Source organism: Streptosporangium sp. OZ121, from assembly GCF_051918885.1.
In the GTDB taxonomy this organism is placed as follows: Bacteria; Actinomycetota; Actinomycetes; order Streptosporangiales; family Streptosporangiaceae; genus Streptosporangium.
Window position 1 is genome coordinate 148,741 of the sequence record NZ_JBPXMC010000011.1, and the last position, 26,449, is coordinate 175,189.

General features: G+C 70.9%; 26 protein-coding genes and 1 riboswitch. Of the genes, 10 read left to right on the forward strand and 16 right to left on the reverse strand.

Translation table 11 applies throughout. The features are described from left to right. Nucleotides 1-111: 111 nt before the first annotated feature. Together ACTOQ1_RS21355 and ACTOQ1_RS21360 are read left to right on the forward strand one after the other, a co-directional pair. On the forward strand, nucleotides 112-1,068 hold the full coding sequence (locus tag ACTOQ1_RS21355) for an NAD(P)H-quinone oxidoreductase (protein WP_440069608.1): 957 nt from the start codon (nucleotides 112-114) through the stop codon (nucleotides 1,066-1,068). 4 nt (nucleotides 1,069-1,072) lie between these two features. After that, nucleotides 1,073-1,588: a bacterial proteasome activator family protein gene (locus tag ACTOQ1_RS21360; protein ID WP_440069610.1), complete on the forward strand. Its 516-nt coding sequence runs from the start codon at nucleotides 1,073-1,075 to the stop codon at nucleotides 1,586-1,588. Between the two features lie 173 nt (nucleotides 1,589-1,761). Here ACTOQ1_RS21360 and ACTOQ1_RS21365 read toward each other — a convergent pair whose 3' ends face one another. Continuing rightward, on the reverse strand, nucleotides 1,762-2,562 hold the full coding sequence (locus tag ACTOQ1_RS21365; RefSeq protein WP_440069612.1) for an HAD family hydrolase: 801 nt from the start codon (nucleotides 2,560-2,562) through the stop codon (nucleotides 1,762-1,764). Between the two features lie 237 nt (nucleotides 2,563-2,799). Between ACTOQ1_RS21365 and ACTOQ1_RS21370 the strand changes: the two genes are divergently transcribed. Beyond that, nucleotides 2,800-3,003, forward strand: a complete 204-nt coding sequence (locus tag ACTOQ1_RS21370; protein ID WP_012886943.1) for a cold-shock protein — start codon at nucleotides 2,800-2,802, stop codon at nucleotides 3,001-3,003. A gap of 65 nt (nucleotides 3,004-3,068) precedes the next feature. Here ACTOQ1_RS21370 and ACTOQ1_RS21375 read toward each other — a convergent pair whose 3' ends face one another. Further along, nucleotides 3,069-4,220: an FAD-dependent oxidoreductase gene (locus ACTOQ1_RS21375; RefSeq protein ID WP_440069615.1), complete on the reverse strand. Its 1,152-nt coding sequence runs from the start codon at nucleotides 4,218-4,220 to the stop codon at nucleotides 3,069-3,071. A 105-nt stretch (nucleotides 4,221-4,325) separates the two neighbouring features. Here ACTOQ1_RS21375 and ACTOQ1_RS21380 point away from each other — a divergent pair, with 105 nt between their 5' ends. Further along, nucleotides 4,326-4,871: a TetR/AcrR family transcriptional regulator gene (locus ACTOQ1_RS21380; protein ID WP_440069616.1), complete on the forward strand. Its 546-nt coding sequence runs from the start codon at nucleotides 4,326-4,328 to the stop codon at nucleotides 4,869-4,871. A 160-nt stretch (nucleotides 4,872-5,031) separates the two neighbouring features. On the opposite strand, the gene serS is transcribed toward ACTOQ1_RS21380, so the two are convergent. From serS to ACTOQ1_RS21395, 3 genes are all read right to left on the reverse strand, one after another. Next, nucleotides 5,032-6,294: a serine--tRNA ligase gene (gene serS, locus ACTOQ1_RS21385; RefSeq protein ID WP_440069618.1), complete on the reverse strand. Its 1,263-nt coding sequence runs from the start codon at nucleotides 6,292-6,294 to the stop codon at nucleotides 5,032-5,034. Between the two features lie 176 nt (nucleotides 6,295-6,470). Then, nucleotides 6,471-7,391: a prephenate dehydratase gene (gene pheA, locus ACTOQ1_RS21390; protein ID WP_440069620.1), complete on the reverse strand. Its 921-nt coding sequence runs from the start codon at nucleotides 7,389-7,391 to the stop codon at nucleotides 6,471-6,473. Nucleotides 7,392-7,573: 182 nt separating this feature from the next. Continuing rightward, nucleotides 7,574-8,986, reverse strand: a complete 1,413-nt coding sequence (locus ACTOQ1_RS21395) for a glycosyltransferase 87 family protein (protein WP_440069622.1) — start codon at nucleotides 8,984-8,986, stop codon at nucleotides 7,574-7,576. A 65-nt stretch (nucleotides 8,987-9,051) separates the two neighbouring features. On the opposite strand from ACTOQ1_RS21395, the gene ACTOQ1_RS21400 reads away from it, so the two are divergent. After that, on the forward strand, nucleotides 9,052-11,475 hold the full coding sequence (locus ACTOQ1_RS21400; protein WP_440069624.1) for a hypothetical protein: 2,424 nt from the start codon (nucleotides 9,052-9,054) through the stop codon (nucleotides 11,473-11,475). On the opposite strand, the gene mptB is transcribed toward ACTOQ1_RS21400, so the two are convergent. The 3 genes from mptB to ACTOQ1_RS21415 form a co-directional block, all read right to left on the reverse strand. Then, a complete protein-coding gene (mptB, locus tag ACTOQ1_RS21405; protein WP_440069626.1) occupies nucleotides 11,357-12,853 on the reverse strand; it encodes a polyprenol phosphomannose-dependent alpha 1,6 mannosyltransferase MptB in 1,497 nt (498 codons plus the stop codon). The two genes, ACTOQ1_RS21400 and mptB, sit on opposite strands and share 119 nt — an antisense overlap. A 111-nt stretch (nucleotides 12,854-12,964) precedes the next feature. Beyond that, nucleotides 12,965-13,645, reverse strand: a complete 681-nt coding sequence (locus ACTOQ1_RS21410; RefSeq protein WP_440069628.1) for a glycosyltransferase family 2 protein — start codon at nucleotides 13,643-13,645, stop codon at nucleotides 12,965-12,967. A 48-nt stretch (nucleotides 13,646-13,693) separates the two neighbouring features. Further along, on the reverse strand, nucleotides 13,694-14,047 hold the full coding sequence (locus ACTOQ1_RS21415; protein WP_329088376.1) for an STAS domain-containing protein: 354 nt from the start codon (nucleotides 14,045-14,047) through the stop codon (nucleotides 13,694-13,696). 289 nt (nucleotides 14,048-14,336) lie between these two features. On the opposite strand from ACTOQ1_RS21415, the gene ACTOQ1_RS21420 reads away from it, so the two are divergent. Then, the gene (locus tag ACTOQ1_RS21420; RefSeq protein ID WP_440069630.1) at nucleotides 14,337-14,834 is read left to right on the forward strand and encodes a hypothetical protein; all 498 of its coding nucleotides are present in this window, start codon (nucleotides 14,337-14,339) and stop codon (nucleotides 14,832-14,834) included. A 73-nt stretch (nucleotides 14,835-14,907) separates the two neighbouring features. Here ACTOQ1_RS21420 and ACTOQ1_RS21425 read toward each other — a convergent pair whose 3' ends face one another. Together ACTOQ1_RS21425 and ACTOQ1_RS21430 are read right to left on the reverse strand one after the other, a co-directional pair. Then, nucleotides 14,908-16,035, reverse strand: coding sequence for a sensor histidine kinase (locus ACTOQ1_RS21425; RefSeq protein WP_440069632.1), 1,128 nt, complete (start codon nucleotides 16,033-16,035; stop codon nucleotides 14,908-14,910). Next, nucleotides 16,032-16,727 (reverse strand): response regulator transcription factor, encoded by a 696-nt coding sequence (locus ACTOQ1_RS21430; RefSeq protein WP_440069634.1) that lies wholly within the window; start codon nucleotides 16,725-16,727, stop codon nucleotides 16,032-16,034. Before ACTOQ1_RS21430 ends, ACTOQ1_RS21425 begins: the two co-directional genes overlap by 4 nt. A gap of 129 nt (nucleotides 16,728-16,856) precedes the next feature. Here ACTOQ1_RS21430 and ACTOQ1_RS21435 point away from each other — a divergent pair, with 129 nt between their 5' ends. From ACTOQ1_RS21435 to ACTOQ1_RS21445, 3 genes are all read left to right on the forward strand, one after another. After that, nucleotides 16,857-17,024 (forward strand): hypothetical protein, encoded by a 168-nt coding sequence (locus ACTOQ1_RS21435; protein WP_440069636.1) that lies wholly within the window; start codon nucleotides 16,857-16,859, stop codon nucleotides 17,022-17,024. Beyond that, nucleotides 17,021-17,287 carry a DUF6412 domain-containing protein gene (locus ACTOQ1_RS21440; protein ID WP_440069638.1) on the forward strand — a complete coding sequence of 89 codons (267 nt, stop codon included), beginning with the start codon at nucleotides 17,021-17,023 and terminating at the stop codon, nucleotides 17,285-17,287. Before ACTOQ1_RS21435 ends, ACTOQ1_RS21440 begins: the two co-directional genes overlap by 4 nt. A 205-nt stretch (nucleotides 17,288-17,492) precedes the next feature. Then, nucleotides 17,493-18,188, forward strand: coding sequence for a YidC/Oxa1 family membrane protein insertase (locus ACTOQ1_RS21445; protein ID WP_440069640.1), 696 nt, complete (start codon nucleotides 17,493-17,495; stop codon nucleotides 18,186-18,188). A 332-nt stretch (nucleotides 18,189-18,520) separates the two neighbouring features. Here the strand turns inward: ACTOQ1_RS21445 and ACTOQ1_RS21450 are convergent, their stop codons facing one another. Beyond that, nucleotides 18,521-18,970 carry an ATP-binding protein gene (locus tag ACTOQ1_RS21450; RefSeq protein WP_440069642.1) on the reverse strand — a complete coding sequence of 150 codons (450 nt, stop codon included), beginning with the start codon at nucleotides 18,968-18,970 and terminating at the stop codon, nucleotides 18,521-18,523. Nucleotides 18,971-19,127: 157 nt separating this feature from the next. Next, a complete protein-coding gene (locus ACTOQ1_RS21455) occupies nucleotides 19,128-20,999 on the reverse strand; it encodes a PAS domain S-box protein (RefSeq protein ID WP_440069643.1) in 1,872 nt (623 codons plus the stop codon). A 125-nt stretch (nucleotides 21,000-21,124) separates the two neighbouring features. Between ACTOQ1_RS21455 and ACTOQ1_RS21460 the strand changes: the two genes are divergently transcribed. After that, entirely contained in the window at nucleotides 21,125-21,712 is a 588-nt protein-coding gene (locus ACTOQ1_RS21460; RefSeq protein WP_440069645.1) for a methylated-DNA--[protein]-cysteine S-methyltransferase, read from the forward strand. Nucleotides 21,713-21,802: 90 nt separating this feature from the next. On the opposite strand, the gene ACTOQ1_RS21465 is transcribed toward ACTOQ1_RS21460, so the two are convergent. The 4 genes from ACTOQ1_RS21465 to ACTOQ1_RS21480 form a co-directional block, all read right to left on the reverse strand. Next, complete coding sequence (locus ACTOQ1_RS21465; protein WP_440069647.1) at nucleotides 21,803-23,176, reverse strand: purine-cytosine permease family protein; 1,374 nt, start codon at nucleotides 23,174-23,176, stop codon at nucleotides 21,803-21,805. After that, nucleotides 23,169-23,281: riboswitch (TPP riboswitch) on the reverse strand. (Overlaps the previous gene by 8 nt.) 1,316 nt (nucleotides 23,282-24,597) lie before the next feature. After that, nucleotides 24,598-24,921: a rhodanese-like domain-containing protein gene (locus ACTOQ1_RS21470; protein ID WP_440069649.1), complete on the reverse strand. Its 324-nt coding sequence runs from the start codon at nucleotides 24,919-24,921 to the stop codon at nucleotides 24,598-24,600. A 159-nt stretch (nucleotides 24,922-25,080) separates the two neighbouring features. Next, nucleotides 25,081-25,686: a TenA family protein gene (locus ACTOQ1_RS21475; protein ID WP_440069651.1), complete on the reverse strand. Its 606-nt coding sequence runs from the start codon at nucleotides 25,684-25,686 to the stop codon at nucleotides 25,081-25,083. Nucleotides 25,687-25,701: 15 nt separating this feature from the next. Beyond that, complete coding sequence (locus ACTOQ1_RS21480; RefSeq protein ID WP_440069653.1) at nucleotides 25,702-26,286, reverse strand: DM13 domain-containing protein; 585 nt, start codon at nucleotides 26,284-26,286, stop codon at nucleotides 25,702-25,704. Nucleotides 26,287-26,449: the final 163 nt, after the last annotated feature.

Consider the following 26,449-nt stretch of genomic DNA (forward strand, 5'->3'; position numbering starts at 1 on the left):
CCCCCTCGGGATGGGCATAAAAGGGCAGCAAACACATAGCAGGTTAACGCCCTGTGTTCCTGTCAACGCGAGCAACCACCAAGTTGGGGCTCAGCGGATACCTTTGCTCACATGCGCGCCATCGTGATCGATAAACCAGGTGGACCGGAAGTGCTGACGTGGCGGGAGGTTCCCGATCCGCTGCCCGAACGCGGCGAAGTCATCATCGACGTGGCCGCCTCCGCGGTCAACAGGGCCGACGCGCTGCAGCGTCAGGGGCTCTACGACCCGCCCCCCGGCGCCTCGCCGTACCCGGGCATGGAGTGCTCCGGCGTGGTCGAGGCGGTGGCTCCGGACGTCGAGGGGTTCGCGCCGGGTGACCGGGTGTGCGCGCTGCTCAGCGGCGGCGGTTACGCGGAGAAGGTCGCCGTTCCCTGGCAGCAGGTCATGCGGGTGCCGGAGGGCGTCGACCTGGTCGAGGCCGCCGGGCTGCCCGAGGTGGCCTGCACGGTCTGGTCCAACGTCTTCATGACGGCGCGCCTGCGGAAGGGCGAGACCCTCCTCGTGCACGGCGGCGCGAGCGGGATCGGCACGATGGCCGTACAGCTGGCGAAGGCGTTCGGCTCGCGCGTGGTCGTCACCGCCGGGTCCCCCGAGAAGATCGACCGCTGCCTGGAGCTGGGCGCCGACGAGGGGATCGACTACCGGCGGGAGGACTTCTCGGAGAAGGTCAAGGCCGACGTGGTCCTCGACATCATGGGCGGCAAATACCTTCCGGGGAACATCAGGGTTCTCAAGACGGGCGGCCGGCTGGTCGTGATCGGCCTGCAGGGTGGCGCGAAGGGCGAGCTGAACCTGGGAGCCCTGCTCGCGAAGCGGGCCTCGGTGTACGGCACCACGCTGCGTTCCCGGCCCGTCGACGAGAAGGGGGCGATCGTGCGCGGGGTCGTGGACAACGTCTGGCCCCTGCTCGACGCCGGGGCCATCCGGCCCGTGGTGCACGCCCGGGTGCCGATGAGCGACGCGGCCGAGGCCCACCGCATCCTGGAGTCCGGAGAACACATCGGGAAAATCCTGCTAGTAAGTTGAGGCTATGAACGCTGAGGAGAGCACTCCGCACATCGTGGTCGTGGGTCCCCAGGGCTCCCAGGGCGAGGAGGAGGGTGAGAGCCGGTCGATCGCCGACCTCGTCGAGCAGCCCGCCAAGGTGATGCGCATCGGCAGCATGATCCGCCAGCTCCTCGAGGAGGTCCGGGCGGCCCCGCTGGACGAGGCCAGCCGCAAGCGGCTCAAGGAGATCCACGAGAGTTCCATCAAGGAGCTCGAAGACGGTCTGGCACCGGAACTGGTCGAGGAGCTGGAACGGCTCTCGCTGCCTTTCACCGAGGACGTCAACGGCACCCCGCCCAGCGAGGCGGAGCTCCGGGTCGCCCACGCGCAGCTGGTCGGCTGGCTCGAAGGACTGTTCCACGGCATACAGACCACGTTGTTCGCCCAGCAGATGGCGGCTCGCGCCCAGCTGGAGAACATGCGCAGGGCTCTGCCCGGCGGCATGTCCCTCCAGCAGCAGGAGGGCCCCCCTGGCGGCAACGCGGGTCCCTACCTGTGAGGCCCCCGCACGATCTGTAAGGCCCCCGCGCTGTAAGACCCCCGCACGACACACCCACCGGCCCGCCGAGGGGCGTGGTGAAGGCTCACGAGCCGGGCGGAGAGTCCGGCGGACGCCGCCGGCTCCCCGATCGCGAAACTTTCACCGGGCTTTCCGAGGGCTCGCGGAGTCCGTCACGATCTGTAGAGCTCCTCAAGAACCCCGGCGACCCCGTCGTCGTTGTTGGCCGCGGTCACGTGATCGACCGCGGCCAGCACCTCCGGGTGGGCGTTGGCGACGGCGTACGAGACGCCGGCCCACCGGAGCATCGGAAGGTCGTTGGGCATGTCGCCGAAGGCGACCACCTCTTCGGCCACGATGCCGAGCGTCATGGCCAGGTGGGACAGCGCCGATGCCTTCGTCACGCCGTGCGCGCTCATCTCGATCAGTGCCCGGCCGCTGGAATGGGTGGGGGTGACCAGGTCGCCGACCAGCCCGTAAACCGCCGCGTGGAGGATGTCGGGGTCCATTCTTGGATGTAGTGCCAGAAGTTTGGCGCAGGGCCGTGAGGTGAGCGTGTCCGTTCCGACGCGGCGTCCGCCGACCGCCTTGCTGTCCCATCCTCCGAGACGGAAGTCCGATTCGTGGGCGAATCCACCCTCGTATTCCACAGAGAACGCGAGGTCGGGAACCTTTTCGCGGAGACGCCTCACCACCTCTTCAAGCACGTCCGGGTGGATGAGGTGGGATTTGACGATCTGCTCACTGTGCAGGTCGTAGACGAGGGCTCCGTTGGCGCATATGGCCAGCCCTCGATGGCGCACGGCTCCCGCGACCATGTGCATCCAGCGAGGTGGCCTGCCGGTCACGAAGACCAGCGTGGCCCCGGCGTTCTCCACAAGCGCAAAAGCGGCGGCCGTACGGGGGGAGACGGTGCCGTCCGAGCGCAGAGCGGTGCCGTCGAGGTCGGTGGCGACCAGCCTGGGGCTTTGCATAACACGTCCCAGTGTGCACTGTGATGGTCGGCGTGTCGGCCCCAGGGATCCGGTCCGAGGAATCTTCCTCATGGCGGGAACACGGCTGCGCCGGATAGTGTTAGATGTGATGGCGTTGTATTAGCTGAATCCCGTTGTGAAAACCAGTTTGACTGAGCCACCCCGGGGCCCGCTGTACGACACATGGGGTTCATGAGGTGTGAATCCCAAAGTTTCAAATCCTGAGGGAGAGCTTTAATGGCTCAGGGAACCGTCAAGTGGTTCAACGCTGAAAAGGGCTTCGGCTTCATCGCACCGGACGGCGGTGCACCGGACGTGTTCGTGCACTTCTCCGAGATCCAGGGCAACGGCTACCGTAGCCTCGAAGACGGCCAGCGGGTCGAGTTCGAGATCACCCAGGGCCAGAAGGGCCCGCAGGCCTCGCAGGTCCGCGCCGTCTGACGCATAGACCTCTTGGTTGAACCGGAAGGCGGGGTTCGCTTCTAGCGAACCCCGCCTTCTACCTTTCACCGGTAGACCAGACCCGAGAGCCGCCAGGCGAGTCGCCGGCGGAAGGCCGGGCTGAGCGCCAGGAGTCGCAGGATCAGGTTCCTGAGCGGTCGCAGGTGCCTGTTCATGTTGGCCAGCCCGGAGAGCCGCCCGGCGAAGGTGACGACCTGGAGGGCGATGGGGCGACGGGCGGCGGCATAGCGGTCCAGTGCCTCATCCGCGCCCTTGAGAGCGATCGTGAGGGCTTCGGCCAGGGCGACGGCGTCCTGGATTCCGGTGTTCATCCCCTGCCCTCCCGCGGGACTGTGGACGTGCGCGGCGTCACCGGCGAGCAGGACCCGCCCGGCGCGGAACGTACGGGCCACGCGATGGTGGATGCGAAAGCGCGATCCCCAGACGACCTCGCCGACCACGGCACGCTCCTTCCGGGGGCCCCGGGCGTCCAGCAGTCCCTGGACGAAGGCCACGTCGGGGGTGGGGGGTGCCTCGTCCACGGTGGAGACGATCCTGTGGGTGCCGTCGGGCAGCGGCGCGACCACGACCAGCCCGGCGGGCGAGAAGTAGAGGACGACCTCGTCGCGGGGCACGCCGCCGGTGAGGCGCACGTCGGCCAGGCTGAACGACTCCGCGTACCGCCCACCCTCGAAAGCGACTCCCACCTGCTCGCGGACCGTGCTGTGCATGCCGTCGGCGCCGACGAGGTACTTCGCGGTGACGACCGCGCCCCCGGAGAGGCGCGCGGTCACCCCCTCGTCGTCCTGGGTGAGGCTTTCCAGGGTGTACGGCCTGGCGACACGTCCGCCCAGTTCGGCGAGGCGCTCCAGCAGCACCCGCTCGGTCACCGCCTGGGAGACCATCAGCGTGTACGGGTAGCGGGTCGGTAGCCGGTCGAAGCCGACGGGCACCAGGATCCTGTCGCGGTCCCTGATGGTGAACCGCCGGGCGTGGATGCCCAGGGCCGCCAGACGCGCGGAGACTCCGAGGTCCTCGAGGACCTCCAGCGTCCTGGCGTGCACGACGGCGGCTCGCGAGGTGTTGTCTCCGGCCGCCTGGTCGTCGACGACGGTCACGTCGAATCCCTGCCCGGCGAGGTGGACGGCGGCGGTGAGGCCGGTCGGGCCCGCGCCGACGACGAGAACGTCCGTGGTCGTGGGAAGCGTGGGGAGCATTTCGTCCTCCTTGAGAATGCCAACGCTTGTTGGTCAACGCTCGTTGGCATAACTGTGCATCTCCGTCCTGGCGATGTCAACAGTCGTTGGCCTACAGTTGTTGGCATGCGAAGAACCTCGGAGGACACCAAGGCCGCGATCCTGACCGCGGCACGCGAGCGCTTCGCGGCGGACGGTTACGAGCGGGCCACCATCCGGGCCATAGCCTCGGACGCGGGCATCGACCCGTCCATGGTCATGCGCTACTACGGCAACAAGGACAGGCTCTTCGCCGCCGCGGCCGACGTCGACCTGAGGCTTCCGGACCTGTCGGCGGTTCCCCGGGAGGAGGTGGGCAGGACGCTCGTCGCCCACTTCCTCGACCGCTGGGAGGACGACGAGGGCATGATGATCCTGCTCCGTACCGGGGTCACCAACGAGGGCGCCGCCGAGCGCATGCGCGAGATCTTCGCCGCCCAGCTCGGCCCTCTCGTCGCCCGCCTCAGCGCCGACCCCGCCCAGGCCGCGCTACGGGCCGGGCTCACCGCCACCCAGGTCCTCGGCATGGCCCTGTGCCGCTACGTCCTGCGGCTGCCGCCCGTGGTGGCCATGTCCCGGGAGGAGATCGTCGACTGGCTCGGCCCCACGATCCAGCGCTACCTCGCCGAGTGAGCGGAACTCGGAGGATCCGTCCTGGTCGACTGGGCGGGCGCGGCGCGAGCGGGGGAATCGGCGGAGGCGGAGGAGCGTCCGGCGTGAACGCGGTGAGGGCCCCGCCGCGCGGCGGGGCCCTCACTACGAGCTCGCGTGCCTCGCCGCGAGCGGCGCGGACCTACTTGACGGGTTCGAGCACGTCGAGACCGACGTACGGGCGCAGGGCCTTGGGGAGCACGACGGAGCCGTCGGCCTGCTGGTGGTTCTCCAGGATCGCCACGATCCAGCGGGTGGTGGCCAGCGTGCCGTTCAGGGTGGCCACGTGCTGGGGCTTGCCGCCGGAGTCGCGGAAGCGGACGCCGAGGCGGCGGGCCTGGAAGTCGGTGCAGTTGGAGGTCGAGGTGAGCTCGCGGTAACGGCCCTGGCTGGGCACCCACGCCTCGCAGTCGAACTTCCGCGCGGCCGAGGACCCCAGGTCTCCGGCCGCGGTGTCGATCACCCGGTAGGGCAGCTCGACCTTGGCCAGCATCTCCTTCTCCCAGTCGAGCAGGCGCAGGTGCTCGGCGTGTGCCTCCTCGGGGCGCACATAGGAGAACATCTCGACCTTGTCGAACTGGTGGACCCGGATGATGCCACGCGTGTCCTTGCCGTACGAGCCCGCCTCGCGGCGGAAGCACGAGGACCATCCCGCGTAGCGGTACGGGAGCGCGGAGCCGTCCAGGATCTCGTCGCCGTGGTAGGCCGCCATCGGCACCTCGCTCGTGCCGACCAGGAACAGGTCGTCGTCGGGCAGGTGGTAGACCTCGCTGGCGTGGGCGCCGAGGAAACCGGTGCCCTTCATCGACTCCGGCTTGACCAGCACGGGCGTGATCATCGGGATGAAGCCCGCCTCGATCGCCTGCTGCATGGCCATGTTGAGCAGCCCGAGCTGCAACCGCGCGCCGACGCCCTTCAGGAAGAAGAACCGCGAGCCCGAGACCTTCGCGCCGCGCTCCATGTCGATCGCGCCGAGCAGCTCGCCCAGCGCCAGATGGTCCTTGGGCTCGAAGTCGAAGGACGGTTTCTCGCCGATCTCCTCCAGCACGACGTAGTCGTCCTCGCCGCCGGCGGGAGCCCCCTCCTCCACGAGGTTGGACACCGTGTAGAGCAGCTCGTCGAGCTCGGCGCCGAGCCTCTCCGCCTCGGCCTCGGCGGACTTGACCTGCGAGGAGAGGTCTTTCGCCCGCTCCAGCAGGGTGGCCTTCTCCTCCCCCGAGGCACGGGAGACAGACTTGCCGACGGTTTTCTGCTCGGCGCGGAGCGTCTCGAAGCGGCTCAGCGCGCCGCGCCGCCGCTCGTCGAGGTCGAGCAGCGTGTCGACGACAGAGTCGTCCTCACCGCGGGCACGCTGCGACGCCCGTAGCCGGTCGGGATCCTCACGAAGGGTACGCAGGTCAATCACAGCCACAAGGCTACCGATGTACGGCTCGCGCCCGCGCCCGGATTGACCGGCCCGCCCCCCGCGGTGGCGGTGGCGAGCCGGCCTCGGCATCCGTTTCCCGCCCGCCGGGACGCCTTCGGCGGGCGCACGCCCGCACCGTCCCGGGACCGGGTGCCGGCTCTCCGGCCGGGTGGCGATCAGACCTGACCGGTGCGGACCCTGTCGAGCCAGCCGGCGGCCTCGGCGAAGTCATCGTCGTTCGTACCGCGCTTGATCTGCGGGAAGAGACCGTCGGCGCGCGGGTAGCTGCCCAGGAAGCGCACCTTGGCGGAGATGCGGTGCAGACCCGAGATCGCCTCTCCGACGCGGGCGTCGGCGGCGTGGCCCTCGAATTCGAAGTGGAAGAAATAGCGGCCGATGCCGTCGCCGGTGGGCCGCGACTCGATGCGGGAGAGGTTGACGCCGCGGACGGAGAACTCGGTCAGCATCTCCTGCAGCGCGCCCGGGTGGTCGTCGGCGAGGAAGACGACCAGTGAGGTGCGGTCGGCACCCGTCGGCTCGGGCAGCGGGCCGGGACGCGACACCTGGACGAACCGGGTGACGGTGTCGGTGCGGTCGCCGATCCCGGCCGCGAGCTCGACCAGGCCGTAGTGCTCACCGGCGATGCGCGCGGCGATGGCCGCGTCGTACGGCGAGCCGGGAAGCGCGACCTCCTGCGCGGCGGCGGCGGTCGACGGGGCGGCGACCACCACGGCGTCGGGCAGCTCGCGGGCGATGAAGTTGCGGCACTGGGTGATGGCCGCCGGGTGGGAGAAGACCCTCTTGATGTGGCCGATCTCGGTGCCGGGACGCGCCAGGAGCGAGAACTCGACGGGGAGCAGCAGCTCGGCGGTGATGAGCAGCGACTCACCCCGGGCGAGCTCGTCAAGGGTCGTGGTGATGGCGCCTTCGAGCGAGTTCTCCATCGGGACGACGGCTCCGTCGGCCTCGCCTCGCCGGACGGCCTCCAGGGCCGCGGTGACGTTCGGGCTCGGCAGGCGCTCGGCCTCGGGCGCCAGGATGCGCAGGGCTTCCTCGGTGAAGGTCCCCTCCGGTCCCAGGTAAGCGAGTTTCGACATGCCCCCAGGTTATCCGGCGACTGTCGGAAAATGTGCGCAGGATTACCTACTGACGCGGCCGATTCCGACATGATCACTCGAAGTCGTTCCACGTCAGAGGCCGTCTCCTGTCGATCATCCCCTCGAAGGCCGCGTGCGGGGGGCGTCAGGGGAGCGGGCAGGAGGACCGGTCCGGGACACCGTCAGGAGAGCGCCCGGAACGCCTCTCTCCGCCTGGGCAGCCATACCCCCAGCAACCAGACCAGGGCCAGCGCGCCCAGACCGAACCCGTTCTGCACGATCTTGCCCAGCACGGGGCTGAGCACCGGGATCTCCGCGGCCTTGATCGTCACTCCCCACCAGGGGATCGGCAGCACGTAGTAGAGCCAGACCCCCGCGGCCACCCGGAGCCTGACCGGGTCGCGCCCGTCACCGGCCAGCGCGCCGAGCACCACGACCACCCAGGCCAGATGATGGATCCAGGCGACCGGCGACAGCAGTACGGCCATCAGCCCGACCAGGGCGACCCCCGCCACGAGGTGCCCGTCGAGCAGGGCCCTGCGGGCGTGGCGGAAGCCGTACCAGGCGACCACCGCGACCAGCGCCACCCAGAGCAGGCTCGTCAGCACGTCGGGCAGGTAGAGGCGGATGAGCATGCCGCGCATCGACTGGTTGGTGGTCGCGGCGTTGGCACCGAGCCGCTCGGGATCGAGCAGCGCGCGGAACCAGAAGTCGGCGGCGTCCGCCGGGATCACCAGGAACGGCAGCAGGGTCAGCAGCGCCGCGGTGAGCGCGGCCACGAAAAAGGTGCCGCGCTGCTCCCGCCTCGCGCCGGGCCCGAAACCGGCGATGAGAAGGTAGATCAGGAAGACGCCCGGGGTGAGCTTGACCGCGGTGGCCAGGCCGATCAGCATGCCGCGCGGCCACACCGGGCGCCGGGCCACGCAGTCGGCCAGGCAGAGCGCGACGAGCAGGATGTCCACCTGGCCGAAGCGGACCTGGTCCCTGATCGGCATCAGGTAGGTGCACGCGATCATCAGGGCGGCGAACAGCAGCGGCGTCCACAGGCGGCCCGCCCCGCCCTCGCCGAACCCGGCGAGCCCGCCCAGCCGGGCGCGTACGCCCTCGGACGTCCCCGTTGTGCGCGCCGCGTCTCCGGCGGGCACACCGGAGGCGGCGCCCGGCCCCGCGACGGCCGCACCGCGAACGGCCGCACCGGGAACGGCCTTCGTGCCTCCGAGCACGGCGCGGAAGGAGAGCAGGACGGTGACCGCCAGCGTCAGGAAGATCAACGCGGTCCACGCCCACTGCGCCGCCGTCCAGGACACCACCGCCAGCGGCGTGGCCAGCAGCGCCGCCACCGGCGGGTAGGTGAAGGGCAGCAGCTGCGGCGCGGGAGTGATGAACCCGTAAACGGGCCGGCCCTCCAGGATCGCCGCTCCGCCGGTACGGTAAACATCGAGGTCGACCAGGCGCTGGTCGTCCACGTTGCCCAGCCAGTGGAGCACCAGCGGGGCCACCGCGGCGGCGACGAGCAGCAACGCGGGCAGCCACGACAGCCATGACAGCCACGTCGGGGGGCGCCGCCCGGTCGTGGTCACCTCGCCAGTCCTCACGAGCAGGCAGGTTACCGTGGGGCCGGGAGAACGGCCGCCCGGCGGATACGGACAGGGGGAACCGGATGGCTTCGGCACACCGCGGCCACGGGACCGCGCGCCCGGCCACCGGGGGGACCGCGACGCGACCACCGCTCCACCGGGTCGCCAGGACCGCTCCGGCCGCCGCGTCCCTGCTGCTGGCCGTGTTGCTGGCCGTGCTCTGCGTCCTCCTCGGCGTCCCGGGCGCCTCGAAGTCCTTCGCCGCCTCCGGCGCTTCTGGAACCTCAGGCGCCCCGGGCGCTCCGGGCGCCTTCGGTGCCGGTACGACGGGCGTCTCGGCGAGGGCGCTTCCCGAGAAGGTGGTGATCGTCGGGATACCGGGCCTGGAGTGGAGTGACCTGGACCGGGAGCGGACCCCGAACCTGTGGAGGCTGGTGGGCGAGGGCGGTTCCGCGTCCATGTCCACCCGGGCGGTCCCGCCGCCCGATCGGGGGATCACCTGCCCGGTGGCGGGCTGGCTGACGGTCTCGGCCGGCCGGCGCGCGGGCGCGCCCGGTGCGGGCTGCGAGCCCCCGCGCCCGCCGGAGCCGGCCCCCGGCGGCGGGGCGAGCGTGCCCGGCTGGGCCGAGCTGTCCGCTTTCAACGCCACCACCTCCTACCGGCCGGTTCTCGGGCAGTTGGGCGAGCTCGCGACCGGCGCGGGCCTGAAGGTGGCCGCCGTCGGGCCGGGAGCCGCCCTCGCCGCCGCCAACAAGTCAGGAAAAATCGGGAAATACGCGGCGAGCATTGAGCAACTGGGCGACCTGTCCCCGTACGGCCTGATCGTGGTCGAGGCCGACGACCTCACCAGGGCCTGGACCGGCGTCGGTCGCACCCCGGCCGGCACCGCGGACGACCCTGCGGACGGCACCCCGGCCGGCACCGCGGACGGGATGACCGGCCAGGCCAGGCGGGAGGCCGTGGCCGGGGCCGACCGCGTGGTGGGCGCGGTCCTCGACCGCCTGCCCCCGTCACGCGGGACCCCGTCGCCGGGGACGGGGACCACGGTCCTGGTCGGGGGCCTGGCCGACACCTCGGTGGTGCCCCACCTGCACGTGGCGATCGCCCGGGGCCCGTCCCCCGACGGGGGGACGTACGCGCGCGGCTACCTCACCGCCACCTCCACCCGCCAGGACGGCCTGGTCACGAACACCGACCTGACCGCCACCGCGATCGGCCTGCTGAACATGAAGATCCCCAACGGGGTCGTGGGACGCCCCTGGCTGGGCGACGTGCCGAGCGGGGAGCCGGTCGCGGCGACGGCCGGGAAGCTCGCCGACGACGACCTGGCGAGCCAGGTGCTGCGCGAGGTGAGGGGACCGTTCTTCGCGGTGTTCGTGGCGGTCCAGATCCTGTTCTACCTGCTGGCCGCCGCCGCGATCCGCCGGGGCTGGGGCGGCTCCCGCGCCCTGACGGCCGTCCGGGTCGTCGCCGTGGTCAGCGGGGCGATCGCGGTCTCCACCTTCCTGGCGCAGCTGGTCCCCTGGTGGAGCCTGCCCGCACCGATGTTCTGGGTGATCGTGACCATCCTCGGCCTCGCCTGCGCGGTCGCCGGGGTGGCGCTCGCCGGCCCGTGGCGGGCGCACCCGCTCGGCCCGCTGACGGTGGTCGCCGCCGTCACCTCGGTGGCGCTGCTGGCCGACGTGATGAACGGCTCGACGCTGCAGGTGAACGCGGTCACCGGCTACGAGCCGGTCACCGGCGGACGCTTCTACGGTTTCAGCAACATCGCCTTCGCCGTCTACTCCGCCGGCACGATCCTGGCCCTCGCCGGGATCGCCCAGTGGCTGATCTCGCGCGGCCGGCGCTCGCTCGCGCTCACGGTGTGCGCGGCGTACGGGGGGCTGGCGGTGTTCGCCGACGGCTGGCCCGCGTGGGGTGCCGACTTCGGCGGGGTCCCGGCCTTCCTGGTCGGGGTCGCGGTCTTCCTGATCCTGCTGTCCGGCGGGCGGGTCTCGCCGGTCAGGCTGTTCCTGGCCGGCCTCGCGGGCGGCCTGCTGATCGGCGCCATAGCGGTGGCCGACTGGCTGCGGCCCGCCGGACAGCGCACCCACCTGGGCGCCTTCGTGCAGCAGGTGCTGGACGGGGAGGCCTGGACCGTGGTCGGCCGCAAGTTCGGCGCGATGATCGGGGTCACGGTCGGCAACTGGTCGCTGTCGCTGCTCACGCTGGTCGCGCTGGCGTTCCTGTTCCTGGTGCTCGACCGCCCGTCGCGGTGGGGCGCGTCGGCCCTGGGCCGGGCCTACGCGCTCGCGCCCGCGCTGCGCGCCGGGCTGATCGGGGCGCTGGCCTGCGCGCTGATCGGGTTCCTGATGAACGACTCGGGCATCGCGATCCCGGCCATGGCCCTCACGGTCGCGGTGCCGCTGACGCTGGCCGCCTGCGTGCGCGCCGTCCGGCTCTCGCCGCCCACCACGCCAGGGCGACCGTCAGTGCCAGCAGCGTCCACGGCACCACCGTCTCCCTGAGCAGCGTCTTCGTCCAGAGCAGGTCGTCGGGCCGCAGCGCCTCCCTGGCCGGGAGGTAGCCCAGCGACAGCACGACGACCCTGGCCACCATGAACGCCTCCAGCGCGGGCCAGGACGCCAGGGCCAGCAGCGCGAAGGCCAGCCCGTCGTACCAGGGCAGCGCGTACGGCGCGGCGAACAGCCAGGCGACCACCATCGCGGCGGCGACGGCGGGCGCGGTGCCGGCGGGTTGCGCCCCCGGCACCCCTGACGCCCGCAGCACCCCTGACGCCCGCAGTACCAGCCAGGCCAGGCAGGCCATCAGGAGCAGGGATCCGATCTGGATCCAGGCCGAGTACGCGCCCGGCCCGAAGAGCGACTGCAGCCCCACCTTGACGAGCTGCCAGGGCGTGGCGAGAGAGACCTTCCTGCTGGCGGCGCTCACCTGGTCGAGCACGTGCGGCCCCGCGACGGCGTAGACCGCCACCACGGTGGCCGTCGCGGTCCCCGCCACCACGGCGAGCCTGCCCGGCGAGCGGCGCAGCTCCCACGCCGGCCCGAGGGCGACGAGCCCGGCGTTGAGCTTGACCCCGATGCCCACCCCGAGCAGCAGCCCCGAGGCGGCGCCGCGAACCGTGAGCGCGGCGACCATGCAGGCGATGGCGAGGGTGTCGACGTGCATCCCGGCGGCCAGGTGGTAGATCATCAGCGGGTTGACCGTCCACAGCAGCGCCGCCCGCCGCTGGAGGTCGGCGTTACCCCTGGCGAAACGGTGCAGCAGCAGCGCCGTGCCGATGAACGCCGCCGCGTTGACGACGGCCATCGCGAAGACCGTCAGCCTGACCGAGTCGCCGCCCACGAAACTCGCCAGCGCCTGCACCGCGGTGGCGACCGGGCCGTAGACGCTGGTCACACCGGCCCACTCCTCCACCGCGCCGGTGACCGGGTCACCGGGGAGGGTGGCGGGGGTGATCGCGTACGGGTCCTGGCCGAGCGTGACCAGGCGGCCGTACGCGGCGTAGTTGAGGTGGTCGGCCGAGCCGGAGGGCGGCAGGAAGGCGAGCAGGCCCGCCACCGCGCAACCGGCGTAGAGCAGCCGGCGCGGGTCGGGCCGCCACCGGGACCTGAGCGCGGCGGCGAGGCCGAGCCCGCCCAGCACGATCGCGACGGCGCCCAGGGCGATGGCCAGATGGGCGCCGGGGTGGGCCTCCAGCGAGTACGGAGGCTGCCAGGAGGGCCCTGGCAACCTCGGGACCATCGCCGAGGGGCCCAGCAGCCCGATCAGGACCGTGGTCGCCACCGAGAGCCCCACGGCTCCGAACGCGGCCACGTCGAGCCCGCGCGGCGTATCGCCGGCGGGGCTCCGCCTCTCGTCGACGACCGACGCATCCCGAGTCACCCGCAAATTCCAGCACACCCGGCACGGTGCCCGGTGCGGTGACCGGTGTGACACTGGTGAACCGGGTGGTGCCGCGGGGCCCGGCCGGCGGTCCGGACCAGCCGGTCGGGGTCAGCGGCGTGCCAGGAGGGCGCGGGCGACGTCGCGGAACTGCCTGGCCCGGTGGATCTGGGCCTTCCAGTCGGTGCCGGTGGCCCGGTGTGCCATCTCGACCGGGACCTCGCGCACGCGAAAGCCCTTCCTGAGCAGGTCGATCGTGAGACCTGTCTCCACGCCGAAACCGCGCGCCAGCGGCCGGGCGGCTTCGAAGGCCGCCCGGGTCAGGCAACGCTGCCCGTTGAGCGGCTGGGCGGGCGTCCAGCCGGTGGCGCGCTCGACGCCCTCGCGCGCGAGCCTCACGACGAACCCGTGACCGCCGAGCTTCACGCGGGTGACGAAGACGGCGATCGTCATGTCGGCCTCGCCCGCCGCGACCGGCTCGATCAGCGGCACGGCCGTACGGGCGGTCTCGCCCAGGTCGGCGTCGAGGAACAGCAGGTGCCGGGGCTCCTCGCCGTCGAGCAGGCGTACGGCGTGGGCGCCGCTCTCCATGGCGGCGGCCTTCCCCCGGTTGTGGCTGTGCCGCACGACCCGGGCCCCGGCGGCCTTGGCCACCCGCCCCGTCTGGTCGACGGAGCCGTCGTCGACGACCACGACGAGATCGACGCCGGGCAGCGCCAGGACCGCGGCCACGGTGGCCCCGATCCTGTCGCCCTCATCCTTGGCGGGAATGATCGCCGCCGTGCCGGTCATCGAACACCTCCAGTGTGGAGACCCCGGGCATCAGCCGTGGGGAGGACGTCATCCTTGGGAGTCGGAGGTCAGCAGCTTCTCCGGCAGCGTCTCGTGCACGACGAAGACGGAGTCGAGGCCGGTGACCTGCAAGATCTTGCGTACGGCCGGCCGGGGCGCCGCCACCTCCAGCGTGCCACCCCGCTCGCGCAGTCGCTTGAGCGCGGAGAGCAGCACGTTCATGCCGGTGGAGTCACAGAACTCCACGGCGGACATGTCGAGGACGACAAGCATGGTCTGGCTCTGCCCAAGCAACCGAGTGAACTCGGCCTGCAGGCGAGGCGCGGTGTATAGGTCGATTTCGCCAACGATGGTCACGACGGTGTGCCCGGCATGAGATCGAGTTGAGACTTTTAGCTCCACAGCGGGCACACTAGCGGCGCGAGAGCCGCTGGTCACGTTCTCTTGAACAACCCGAGTCGTCCGCCCTTTGTCCCCCGTTTCCGCCTCATGGAAACCCTGAGTGCGCGAAGCTTGACACTAAGCAACACCGGCTTGGCCGGAAAGGGGAGGAGACCCGGCGCCTCCCGATCGTCGCTGCGCTACGTCAGTGGCGGCCGTTGAGTTACAAGAAACGGGCTCGAACGCACCCATGAACACCGACCTACCTGAGGATCTCCAGCGACAGCGGCTTCGGGAGCACCTGGAATCCATGATCACTCGCACCGACAAGGCCACCTCGTGGCGCGACGCGGCGAGCTCACTGCGAAGCCTGGTGAACCACGAAGGATACGTCCCGATCAGAACCCGCCTGTCGACCGAGGACCTCGACTTCCTCGAGGGAGCGCGCGAAGAGCTCCTCGACTTCGCCACGCTCGGCGTCAGGCTGCTCGACCTGCACCAGCCGCGCGACGCGGGCGGCATCACCAGCGACGCCGCGCATCCGATCCTGCGCTGCCGCAGCTGCATGTGGCGCTGGCCGTGCCCGACGTTCCGGGCGATGGTGGAGTCTCTCGGCACCACCAGGAGGCTGACCTCCTGCCAGCACGTCGAACCCGACACCGAGGGCGGCGAGTGCGCGCAGATGACCCTCATGGTCTCCGTGAGGCCCGAGGGCCCGCAGGGCACCACGAGCCACGTCACGCCCGCACCGACCGCCAACGGCACCGCCGCCGGCAACACCGGTTCCAACGGCACCGCCGCGAGCTGACCGCCCACCGCCCACCCGCCCCGCGTTCGCCTGCGTACGTCCGGACCGGACAGGACAGGACCGGCCGGGCCGCTCAGGCGGAGAGCGGCAGGCGGATCTCGAAGCGGCAGCCGGGGCCGGAGTTGACGACGCCGATCGCCCCCTCGTGAGCCTCGACGATGCCGCGCGCGATCGCCAGGCCGAGACCCGCCCCGGCGCCGTCGGCGCTGGGGGTACGGGCCGTCTCGCCGCGGAAGGCGACGTCGAAGACGCGGGGCAGGTCGTCGGCCGGGATGCCGCCGCAGCCGTCGGCGACGGACAGGCAGGCGGTGTCGTCCTCGACCGAGGCGCGGACCACGACCGTGCCGTCGCCCGGAGTGTGCCTGATCGCGTTGACCACCAGGTTGCGCAGCGCCCGGGAGAGCTGGGCCGCGTCGGCCTGGACGGGGACCACCGGGCCGACCTCGCCGGCCAGTCGCACCCTCTTGCCCCTGGCCAGCTCCTCCACCCCGGCCAGCGCGTCGGCGACCAGGTCGCCGAGGCCGATCCGGTCGCGCGACAGGCGCAGCGTCCCCGCGTGGATCCTGGACAGCTCGAACAGGTCGTCGACCATGGCGGACAGCCGGTCCACCTCCAGGCGGATCTGCCGGTGGTAGCGGCCGACGGTCTCCGGGTCGGCGACCACCCCGTCCTCCAGGGCCTCGGCCATGGCCCGCATGCCCGCCAGCGGGGTGCGCAGGTCGTGGCTGACCCAGGCGACGAGCTCGCGGCGGGCGCTCTCCAGGGCGCGCTCGCGCTCGTGGCCGAGGCGCAGCCGCCGGTAGGCCTGGTCCAGGCTTCCGGCGATCGTGCCGAGCTCGGCGGGCAGCCCCTCGGGAGGCGTGAACTCCCCCGAGGCCGGTACGGCGTGCACGGCGTCGACGAGCCTGCGGCTGGCCGCCACGACCCGGCGCGAGAGCACGGTCGCGACGCCCAGCCCGACCAGGCCGCTCACGGCGACGACGCTGAGCACGATGTCCCTCAACGCCCCCTCGATGATCATTTTCAGGGTGAGGGCCGTCATGCCGCCGACCGTCGCCATGACGGTCACCACGACGACCACCGCGAGCATCACGCCGATCGACCGCTCGCGCAGCAGCCGCATCGTGCCCAGCCCGGCCAGCGCGATCAGCAGGCCGAGCCCGGCGGTGACCGCGACGATCAGCAGGATCTCCGGGATCACGGCTCCACCAGCGGTTCGTAGCGGTAGCCGACGCCCCACACGGTGACGATGCGCCGGGGGTCGGTCGGGTCGGGCTCGATCTTCTCGCGGAGGCGGCGGACGTGGACGGTCACCGTGGACGAGTCGCCGAAGGACCAGCCCCAGACCTGGTCGAGCAGGGCGGAGCGGCTGAAGGCCTGGCGGGGGTTGCGCATCAGGTGGGCGAGGAGGTCGAACTCGCGGGCGGTCAGCATGATCTCGTCACCGCGGAGCCGCACCTCGTGGGCACCGACGTCGACAGCCAGCTCGCCGTCCCTGAGCACGCCGGTACCGGCCGGCAGGGAGGACCCGCGCGCCCGCCGCAGGACGGACTGCACGCGCAGCGCCAGCTCCCGGGGGCTGAAGGGCTTCGTGACGTAGTCGTCGGCGCCGGTCTCCAGGCCGACGACCCTGTCCAGCTCGTCACCGAGCGCGGTCAACATGATCACCGGAACCGGCCACCGCTCCCTGAGCTTCTTGCAGACCTGGAGGCCGTCCATCTTGGGGAGCATCAGGTCGAGCACCATCAGGTCGGGTGGACTGGCCAGCGCGCGTCTGAGCGCCTCGGCGCCGTCTCCGACGCACTCGACCACGTGACCGTCGCGTTCCAGGTAGCGGGCCACGACCTCGGCCACCATCGAATCGTCGTCGACCACCAGAATCCGCGCACTCATGGTCCCCACGGTAGGCCCGCGAGGGGACGATCCCTAAGCCGTGTCACCGGTCCGTAAGCACTCGATCGTTATGACCATCGTTACGATCGAGGCGCCCGCCGGCGCCCCTCCCGGCGTACGGTGGATCGCATGAGTCGTATCGTGCTGGGGGTTCTGGGCGTCCTGCTCGCGCTCTACGTGGTGTTCGGGTTCGTGCTGCCCGCCCTCTTCGGGCTGCTGAAGTTCGCGCTCCTCCTGGCGGTGGTGGCCTTCGTGGTCGTCGCGCTGGTCACCGCGGTGGCGAAGTTCAAGAAGTGAACCTGCTACTCGCCGTCCAGACCCTGGCGGTCTGGATGTTCGACGGCGGCGGTGTCCTGACGGCCGCCGCCGTGGTCGGGCTGGGCGTGCTCCTGCTCGCCTGGGCTCTGCGCCCGGCGCCCGTCACCTCGGGTACGGAGTCACGGTCGCCGATGTCCCGGCGCGACCGGGCCAGACGGACGATGTTCGTCCGGCAGCGCGACCCCGACGCGGCCGGGAGATCCCGGCCCAGAGCACCCTCCGCGGGCCCGGCGCCCGCGTAATCCTCCGCGACCTCTCGCGATCCTCGCGTGCCCCGCGCGCACGTGACCGGCATGCCCCGCACGCGCGTGATCACCGTGTACACACGTGATCAACGTGCCCCGGAGGCACCCGGCCGCCGTGCGCCGCGCGTACGCGTCCGGGAAAGACCCCGCGGTTCGCGGGCGCCTTCTGTGCCGTCTCCACTCCGCTCAGAAGGGCCCTTTCATGTTCGACCCCGTCATCGCGTTCACCGCCGGCCTCATCGCCGCGCTCGCCGAGCCGCTGGGCTCCACCGCTCCGGCGATCGTCGTGTTCACCGTCCTCGTCCGGCTGCTGCTGCTCCCGCTCAGTGTCATGCAGGCCAGGGGCGAGCGGGCCAGGGTACGCCTCGCCCCGGAGCTTCAGAGGCTCAAGAAGCGCCACGGCCGCAACCCCGAGCGGCTCCAGCGGGAACTGGCCGCCCTCTACGCCAGGGAGAAGACCTCGCCGCTGGCCGGGTGCCTGCCGTCCGTGGCGCAGATGCCGTTCCTGATGGTGACGTACCAGGTGTTCATCTCCTCGACGATCGCCGGGCAGGCCAACGCGCTCCTGACCCACGGGCTCTTCGGGGTGCCGCTCGGTCAGCAGTTCGCGGGCACGGTGGCCGGATTCGGGCTGATCAGCGGCCCGACCCTGGTCTTCGCCGGGCTCTTCCTGCTGCTCGTCGCCGTGGCGTGGATCACGTCCCGCCGGATGCGGCGCACGATGAGCGAGGACGTGCGGCCCGCGGCGCTGCGCCGGATACTGCCCCTGCTGCCGTACGGGACCGTCCTGGTCGCCGCGGTGCTGCCGCTCGCGGCGGGGGTCTATCTCCTCGTCACGACGGCCTGGACGGCCGGGGAGAAGGCGGTGCTGCACCGCCCGGCGCTCGCCGGGGGCTGAGGGCGGGGCGGCACTCGGGAATCCGGATACCGGGCACCGGGGACCGGGGACCGGGGACCGGGGACCGGGGACCGGGGAAGAAGCGCGTCCCGCCGATCGGCGGGAGGGGTAGTCGGCGCCGGAAAGCCTTCACACCTGGTAAGGACGCCATTCCGCGGGAAAACTTTCACGCCTGGTAAGGGCGTCATCTCGCGGAAAAACCTTCACACCTGGTAAGGGCGTCATCTCGCGGGAAAACCTTCACACCTGATAACGACGTCGCCCCACCGGAGAGGTACCTGGTCCCGTCCCGCTTCACGACATTTGAAGCGGGACGGAACCCGGAAAAACGGTTATCCGCATTCCCTGAGAGCGGGTTCGGGAGGGGAAACGTGGCCGTTACCTACCGTGTCGACCGCCGTGACCACCGCCCATACCGTGGTGATGTCCCCCTCGTGTCTGACACCCCAATTGGAGGCCAGATACTCGACGATTCCTAGGCCTCGCCCTCCCAGGGAGGAGAGCGTCGGGCGTCCCGCCCGCGGTTCGGTGGCCGCGCCACCGTCACTCACAGCGACCTCGACATGCTCTTCGGTCCAGCGCCATGACACTCTGATCTGTCCTGACGGCAACGGGTGGGCGTGACGCAGCGCGTTGCTCAGCAGTTCGCTGACCACGAGCACCGCGTCGTCGATAGCGGTCTCGTACACACCCCGTTCCTGCAGGTCAGAGCAGAGGCGCTGGCGTGCGACAGCGACGCTGGACGGTGCATACGGCAACAGAACGACGCTCGACGCACTCACCTCCCCGTATGCCTGTTCCCCCCTGAGGAACTCACCCCAGTACGACCGAAATGCCCCGTTAGATAGTCTTGGAAACCGGGCGTCAATTACAGCTTGTGCACATTCGACAATAGATCAGCACATCCGTTACCGACTCGTTACGGGTTCGGCGTGTCGATCAGGTAAGGGCGCCCGGCGTGTCGGCGATACGAAGGGCCAGCCTCATCCGGGTGCCGCCGGAGGGACGCGGATGCGCCGAGACCTCCCCGCCCTGGGCCCGCGCGAGGCTCCGCACGATGTAGAGGCCGAGGCCGACCCCGCCGAACCTGCGGCGGTCGCCGCTGTCGGCCTGGACGAAGCGCTCGAAGACGCGCTCCCTGCTGGCATGGGCGATGCCGACGCCCTCGTCGTCCACCACCAGCACCACCCTGTCGCCGTCCACCCAGGCCTCGACCCTGATCAGGCCACCGTCCGGCGAGTACTTGAAGGCGTTCTCCAGCAACTGGGCCAGCAGGATGTCGGTGGCCAGCGCGTCACCGGAGACCGGGGGCAGATCGTCGGGGACGTCGACCTCGACCCGGTGCAGGTCCGACAGGATCGGCAGGCCCAGCGTGGCGGCCCGGACCAGCTCGGCCAGGTCGAAGCTCTCGATCCTGAGCGTGAGCTCGCCGGCGCCCGCGCGCGAGCCCAGCAGCAGGTGGTCCATGAGCTGGCCCAGCGAGCGGGCCCGCTCGGCGATGGTGTGCACGGCGGCACGTCGCTCGGCCTCGGCCATGCTGTCCCAGCGGCTGTCGAGCGTGCTGGCGAAACCGCGGACCACGGTGATCGGCGTGCGGAGCTCGTGGCTGGTGGTGGCGAGGAAGAGGTCCTTGGCCTCCTCCAGCTCCTTCGCGCGGGTGACGTCGCGGAAGTCGACCACGATCTCGCCCGTCTCCACGATCTCGGCGCAGAGCACGTCCAGCCAGGTGCCCGAGGGCAGCTGGATGCTGAGCTTGTCCCCCGGCCCCGGCAGCTGGAAGGGCGGCGGCCCGCCGATCACCTCGGCCGCGTGGAAGCCGGTCAGCTCGCTGGCGGCCGGGTTCCACTGGACCACCCGGCCCGTGTCGTCGAGGACCGCGATGCCGTCGGCGCTGGCGTCGAACACCGCCCGCTCGTGGGCGCGCTGCCGCACGGCCTCCTGGTAGGCCATGGCGTTTCCCACGGCGATGCCCGCGTGACCGGCGAGGAGCTCCAGCAGCTCCAGCTCCAGGTGGCCCGCCTTGCGCTTGGCGAACAGCGCGTACAGCGCGCCGTACGACCGCCCGCCCATGGCCGCGAGGCCGAGCGCGATGGTGTGCAGGCCGGGCAGTCGCGACCAGATCAACCGGTCCAGCCGGTCCTGGTCGCCGGTCTCCAGCAGGACGGTCCTGCCCTCGCGCAGCAGCTTGCCGACCAGGCTGGTGCGGAGGTCGGCGGTCGAGTCGCGCATCGAGTCGGGCAGGTTGTGACAGGCCACGAGGCGGAGCCGGTCACCCTCGATCATCACGAACCCGCCCGCGTCGGCCCCGGTCAGGTCGGCGAGGCTGGCCGCGATCCGGTCGAGCACGGCGGGCAGCTCCAGCTCGGCGTTGATGTCGGCGACCACGTCGGTGAGCCTGCGGACGAGCTGCGCCCGGCGGGCGTTGCGGTCGTTGGCGGTCTCGTCGTCCTGGGCCAGGTGGTAGACGCTGACGTAGCCGAGGAAGGCGCCGTCCGGCGCGGACAGCGCGGCGGTGTCGACCCGCACGTCGAGCAGGCTGCCGTCGCGGCGGAACCGCTTGGTCCTCAGCGAGACCTGGCCGCCGGTGCGGACCTTCTCCAGGACCGCGTTGTGCTCTGCCGTCAGCTCCTCGGGGACCACCGGCACCCGGCGGCCGACCATCTCGTCGGCCGACCAGCCGAACAGGCGCTCGGCGGCGGGGTTCCAGGCGAGGACCGTCTGCTCGCGATCGATGGCGACGATCGCGTTGGGCGCCGCGGCGACGACCTCACGGCCGATGCCCCCGTCACTGTCGGCCCTGTAGTCCACCACACACCCATAGTGCCGTCTCAACCGGTCTGATCTTGGCACTTTCGTCCCGCACGTGTTGCCACTGGCCGGGCGATCCGTCCGATACTCTGCGGTCACCACACACCTGGATACGAAAGGGTGGGGCCATGTCATCCGGCGACATCGATGCATTGCTACGGGTGACCTCGCCCGACTACGTCGGCACGAGCCATCCCGACATCGCGTTCGGCACGCTCGACGGCCCGCTGGGGCGTCTGACCCTCGCCGTGACGAGCAGGGGTGTGGTGGCCTGCAGCTACGAGGACGAGAACGTCGTCTTCGAGCGGATCAGCAGGGAGGTCGGCACGTTCATCGGGCCGGACGCCCGGCGGCTCGACCCGGTGCGCCGGGAGCTGGACGCCTATTTCTCCGCCAGGCTCCGCGCCTTCACCACGCCGGTCGACCTGCGCCTGGCCACCCAGTTCTCCAGGACCGTGCTGCAGATGATGCTCGCGGTGCCGTACGGGACGGTGACGACCTACCTCGAGATCGCCGAGCGGATCGGCAGGCCGCGCGCGCTGCGGGCGGTCGGCAACGCGCTGGGCAGCAACCCGGTGTGCGTCATCGTGCCGTGCCACCGGGTGGTCGAGAGCGAGGCCGTCCTCGGCGGGTACGCCGGAGGCTCGGCCGCCAAGGAACGACTGCTGCGCATCGAGTCCGCCGCCGTGCTCCGCGGGCCCGGCGGCGGCGCGTAGCCCGCCTTCCCCCAGGACCCCCAGGACCCCCTGGGACCGCCCACGACCGCCTCTACGACCGAAACCGCCGGAGCCGTACAGGCGGCGCGGTCAGGAGCGGCGCCGGAGCGCGCCGAGCCCCAGGGTGACGAGACCCGCGACGAGGAACGCGCCGACGGACGCGCTCATCCACGGCTGCGGGACGAAGCCGAGCGCGTCGCGGGCGCCGTTCCAGAACGAGGTCCACCACGCGACCTCCGGGGCGGCCGGCAGCGCGGCGAGCATCCACCAGGTCACGAAACCCAGCACCCACGGGAGCACCATGAGCGGGCGCGAGGGCGCGGTCTCCGAGGTGTCCCAGCCCCTGGCGCCGCCGAGCAGGAAGTAGTCCGCGGCGAGCACCGCGAACATCGGCACGAAGACCGCCCCGATGAGGCCGAGGAAGCCGGTGTAGGTCTCGGCGTTGACGAAGATCGCGAGCAGGGTGACCAGCACGCCGATGGCCACGGAGATGATCCGGCGGTCCAGCCTGGGCAGCAGGTTCTGCAGCGACATCGCGGTGGAGTAGACGTTCACGAACGACTGGTCGGTCTCGCGCAGCACCAGGATGCCGAAGAACAGCGGGCCGAGTGCCGCGGCCACGAAGGGGTCCCAGACCTGGTTCGGGTCGTTGCCGACCAGCGCGAGCGCCGCGATGCCGAGGACCAGGCAGGCCACCTGGGCGATCGTGTAACCGCCGACGACCCCGGTGAAGGCGGCCCTGCCGGAGCGGGAGAAGCGGGCGAAGTCCGCCGCGACCGGCACCCACGAGACCGACAGCGCGATCACGTAGTCGACCGACGGCGCGAACGCCTCCCAGGATCCGCCGCCGATCGCCGGTCCCCGCTGGAACAGGGCGACCATGAACCAGATCATCGAGATCACCACGCCGGCGGTGACGTACCTGCGGAGCAGGCGGACCGCTCCCAGCGGCCGGATGGTCAGCGCGGTGGTGATCACCCCAGCGACGACCACCCAGACCGCGTAGGGCACCTCGACGCCGAAGGATCCGGCGATGGCCTGGGCGCCCTGGGCGATGACCCACAGCTCGAAGGCTCCCCAGCCCAGCATCTGGACGATGTTCAGCACGGTCGGCAGGTAGGAGAGCCTGGCCCCGAACAGCCCGCGCAGCAGGACCATCGCCGGAGCGCCGGTCCGCTGCCCGGGAATCGCGGCCAGGCCCACCATCGCGGTACCGATGACGCTGCCCACGACGGCGGCCAGGATCGCGGCCACGAAGCTCAGCGGCCGGTCGCCGAGCGGATTGATCAGCGCGATCGCGCCGGAGAAGCCGAGCAGGCTGACACCCAGGTTGGCCCAGAGCGCGCCCTGGTCGAGCACGCCGAGGGCCTTGGGAGGAGCCTCGCCGAGGGTGAGGGGCGCCTCGGCCGCACCGGAGTCCCCGGAGTCCCCGGAGCCCTTGGAATCGACGGCGGCAGACGTCATCACGCACACTCCCTACGCCGGCATTACCCGGACAGGTTCATGCGGTCGGCGACAGCAGTAGTCGCCCTCTCAGCCTGGTTGCCCCAAGCTCCCGCGTTGGTCGATACGCGAAGCCGGGATCACCCCAGCTCGCGCCCTCATGATGCACCATCCGCCCGTATTCGGCCAGTGCCGGGTTGGCACGGCCATCTCACGAGGGGAGTCCGTGGACGTTCGCAGAGGTACGGCTACGTACGTGGCGGTAGCCGTACCTCATGGCTGTACGACAACCGCCTGACCTCTGGGTCCAGAGGCGCCCCCTCCAGACCCAGAGGTGTCTCTGGAGGCTGATCCCGCGCCCTACCGGCGACCTGGCGCCTAGAGCCCCCTCGTCAGCCGGCGCGTCCGAGCGCGTCCGAGGCCCCGCCGGCATCCACAGGAGCGACGACGCGGGCAACGCGTCAATCAATTTCTCCCGGCGGCAGGAGGGTATGTCCAATACATGGATCCTCCCCCGCGTCCCCCGGACATCCCTCCGTACGCCCGACCCGAAATCTCGACGCCACATCCTCAGGAAACGCGAGAAGCCACTGTTCCCGGGGCGCCGAGCGCTCGGCAGCGCGCCGACCTGATGGCGATCGCTCGACGTTTGGCCGGTAGACACGAAGAGCGGAACCCGGCGAATATCCGCTATGTCGCATCAACACGTCAGGCAGCACTCGGGGAAACCACGGCTTCACGCGTGAGCGGGGACGCGAGCGTCTACGTGATCCAGATGGAGGGAGAATTCCTGAGGAGAACCATGCATGGAGAGAGGTCGATCTCGGGCAACTCCATAACGATCATCGTCGATGCCGAGACGGGACAAGTGACAGACTGGGGCATGTCACCCAGCTCTCATGATTTGTCTCGACTGGGGCAAGAGGAGCCTTTGTGAGGTTGATCGTTCGCCCCTGAGATTCTTGAAACGGAGAAGGGTCCGGCAGGCCGACTCAAGATCCAGGGCAAGGGATGTACGGCGCCTCGCGCGGTCGAACGATGTACCCCGGCGCGGTTCGGTCAGAGCCGCTGCCGTACTTCGTAGCCGCGCACGGATCGGCAAGGCCACTCGCCTGCCTTGCGAGTGGCCTTTGACCTGTACGGCAACACCACCACTCGCCAGAGCAGCACCATCCGGACAGGTTCATGCGGTCGGCGGCGCGTCGCAGGTCGATGAGACCCTCTGCGGTTCCGCTCTCTCAGCCCGGTTACGCCCGAGCTCCCGCGGTAGACATTCGCCCTGAATTTTCCATTCATTCCTTTCTTGCCTTTCTTGGCAAGAGTCTCGGCGGAGGCTCCCCCTCACGTCCCGGCGAGGGCTCCTCCCTCGCGCGGTCCGGACGGCTCGGGCGAGGACTCCCCCTCGCACGGCTCGGACGACTCAGGTGACGAGTGCGGGCGGCTCAGGCGACGAAGGGGTCCTGGCCGCTCTCGGCGATCATCGGACGCCCCGCGCCGTCCCAGGACCGCATGCCGCCGCCGACGTTGATCGCGTCCCAGCCGACGTGGTTGAGCCAGGCGGTGGCGTTCGCGGAACGGCCGCCGACCCGGCAGATCACGTAGACGGGCGCGCCCTTGGGCACCTCGTCGACCCGGGACTGCAGCTCACCCAGGGGGATGTGGACGGCGCCGGGCGCGTGCCCGGCGCGCCACTCGTCGCTCTCGCGCACGTCGAGCAGGAACGCGTCATCCGGCACGGCCTGCGCCTCGACCTCAGGAACACTCATACGCCCATTGTTCCAACTCCTCCACCGGATGGGGCGCAAAGCCACGTGGATGCCCTCATCCGGACCTTCGATTTCCCCTGATAGCAGGCCAATTCGGTACGTCCAGCCCTACCAGATCACCCGACCCGAGGCCGCAGCCGGGCGAACGGGCGGACGGGGTCAGGGCACGTCCCAGAAGGCGAGTTCGTGAGCCATCCCCTCGGCGAACAGCTTCCCGGCCCTGCCCGGGTCCGGCGCCACCTCGTCGATCATCACCGCGATGCGCCCGGTCAGCTCGGCGAAGGCCGGGTGGGCGTAGGTGTCGACCCAGGCGCGGTAGCGGGGTTCGGCGGGCGGATTCTCCGCCAGGGCGCGGCCGAGCGTGGAGTAACCCCACATGCAGGGGTAGAGCGCGGCCAGGCCGTCGGCGTAGACGGCCGCGGAGTCGAGCAGGAAGGAGGTGTACGCCGCGCAGGCCGGGCCCTTCCTCGCCCCGCCGAGGTCGGCGCCGAACTCGGCCGACAGCGACCGGTGCAGGCTCAGCTCCTCGTGGAAGGTGGCGTGCGCCAGGTCCACCAGGTCGCCCAGATGCCCGTCCGGGGCCTGCCAGGCGAGTCTCGAGAAGACGCGGACGTAGTCGAGCAGGAACAGGTAGTCCTGCTCCAGCCACGACCGGAACACCGGCTCGGGCAGATCTCCCCGCGCGATGCCCGCCACCGTCGGATGGGCGAGCTGCGCCTCGACGAGCGGGCGGCCGATGACGTGGAGTTCCTCAGAAACGCTCATGGGTCGGAGATTGTGTCAGGTCAGGGCGGCGGCGCCGAAGGAGACGCTGAAGCGCTTGCACCAGATGGTGACGGACTTCAGGCTGTCGAGGTCGGCCCCGGCGGGAATGGCGTAGTTGGCGTTGCCCTTGTTGCCCTTCAGATCGCCGAGTTCGAGGTGCTTGCCGTCGTCCAGGTTGAACCATCCCGCGTTGCCCTTCTTGACGGGCTGGTCACTGAGCCAGACCCGCAGGTCCGGGCCGTCGGAGGTGTTCAGGTCCTCGATCCGCAGGACCCGGCTCCCGTCGGACAGCTCCAGTACCCTCGCCCTGCCCTCGGTCTCGTGCTCGTGGGAGATGAACGTGCCCGTGGCGAGGACCTTCGGCTCCTGGTCCTGGGCGGTCTCGGTGGCCCTGGCGGGCTCGGCCGGCTCGGCCGGCTCGCCCTGCCCGGTGGCCTCCGGCCCGGGGGACGCGGCCGCGACGGGCAGCGCCTCGTTCACCTCGACGGTGGTGAACAGGCGCCATGGCTGGAACAGGTACAGCGCGACACCGAGCGCGACGGCGCCCAGCGCCAGGACACCCCACGTGACGGGGTGCCGGAGCAGCCTCTTGACCCTCATCTGGACTCCCATCGCATACCTCCGGCGTGGAGACCCCTGGTCTCCGGTTACGGCGAGGAAGTCGAGACGTCCCTCCGGCCTCGGTGCCGAGGCTATCCGCGATACCGCCCTAGATCGATTACGGAGTGCTTACGGCCGCGAAGCGCCCGCGACGTAGTGTCGA

What these genes read in the sequence shown, in the direction of transcription:
- ACTOQ1_RS21355 (WP_440069608.1), top strand. Translation starts at nt 112, where the DNA reads ATGCGCGCCATCGTGATCGATAAACCAGGTGGACCGGAAGTGCTGACG.
- ACTOQ1_RS21360 (WP_440069610.1), top strand. Translation starts at nt 1,073, where the DNA reads ATGAACGCTGAGGAGAGCACTCCGCACATCGTGGTCGTGGGTCCCCAG.
- ACTOQ1_RS21365 (WP_440069612.1), bottom strand. Translation starts at nt 2,562, where the DNA reads ATGCAAAGCCCCAGGCTGGTCGCCACCGACCTCGACGGCACCGCTCTG.
- ACTOQ1_RS21370 (WP_012886943.1), top strand. Translation starts at nt 2,800, where the DNA reads ATGGCTCAGGGAACCGTCAAGTGGTTCAACGCTGAAAAGGGCTTCGGC.
- ACTOQ1_RS21375 (WP_440069615.1), bottom strand. Translation starts at nt 4,220, where the DNA reads ATGCTCCCCACGCTTCCCACGACCACGGACGTTCTCGTCGTCGGCGCG.
- ACTOQ1_RS21380 (WP_440069616.1), top strand. Translation starts at nt 4,326, where the DNA reads ATGCGAAGAACCTCGGAGGACACCAAGGCCGCGATCCTGACCGCGGCA.
- pheA (WP_440069620.1), bottom strand. Translation starts at nt 7,391, where the DNA reads ATGTCGAAACTCGCTTACCTGGGACCGGAGGGGACCTTCACCGAGGAA.
- ACTOQ1_RS21400 (WP_440069624.1), top strand. Translation starts at nt 9,052, where the DNA reads ATGGCTTCGGCACACCGCGGCCACGGGACCGCGCGCCCGGCCACCGGG.
- ACTOQ1_RS21410 (WP_440069628.1), bottom strand. Translation starts at nt 13,645, where the DNA reads ATGACCGGCACGGCGGCGATCATTCCCGCCAAGGATGAGGGCGACAGG.
- ACTOQ1_RS21420 (WP_440069630.1), top strand. Translation starts at nt 14,337, where the DNA reads ATGATCACTCGCACCGACAAGGCCACCTCGTGGCGCGACGCGGCGAGC.
- ACTOQ1_RS21430 (WP_440069634.1), bottom strand. Translation starts at nt 16,727, where the DNA reads ATGAGTGCGCGGATTCTGGTGGTCGACGACGATTCGATGGTGGCCGAG.
- ACTOQ1_RS21435 (WP_440069636.1), top strand. Translation starts at nt 16,857, where the DNA reads ATGAGTCGTATCGTGCTGGGGGTTCTGGGCGTCCTGCTCGCGCTCTAC.
- ACTOQ1_RS21445 (WP_440069640.1), top strand. Translation starts at nt 17,493, where the DNA reads ATGTTCGACCCCGTCATCGCGTTCACCGCCGGCCTCATCGCCGCGCTC.
- ACTOQ1_RS21460 (WP_440069645.1), top strand. Translation starts at nt 21,125, where the DNA reads ATGTCATCCGGCGACATCGATGCATTGCTACGGGTGACCTCGCCCGAC.
- ACTOQ1_RS21465 (WP_440069647.1), bottom strand. Translation starts at nt 23,176, where the DNA reads ATGACGTCTGCCGCCGTCGATTCCAAGGGCTCCGGGGACTCCGGGGAC.
- ACTOQ1_RS21470 (WP_440069649.1), bottom strand. Translation starts at nt 24,921, where the DNA reads ATGAGTGTTCCTGAGGTCGAGGCGCAGGCCGTGCCGGATGACGCGTTC.
- ACTOQ1_RS21475 (WP_440069651.1), bottom strand. Translation starts at nt 25,686, where the DNA reads ATGAGCGTTTCTGAGGAACTCCACGTCATCGGCCGCCCGCTCGTCGAG.
- ACTOQ1_RS21480 (WP_440069653.1), bottom strand. Translation starts at nt 26,286, where the DNA reads ATGAGGGTCAAGAGGCTGCTCCGGCACCCCGTCACGTGGGGTGTCCTG.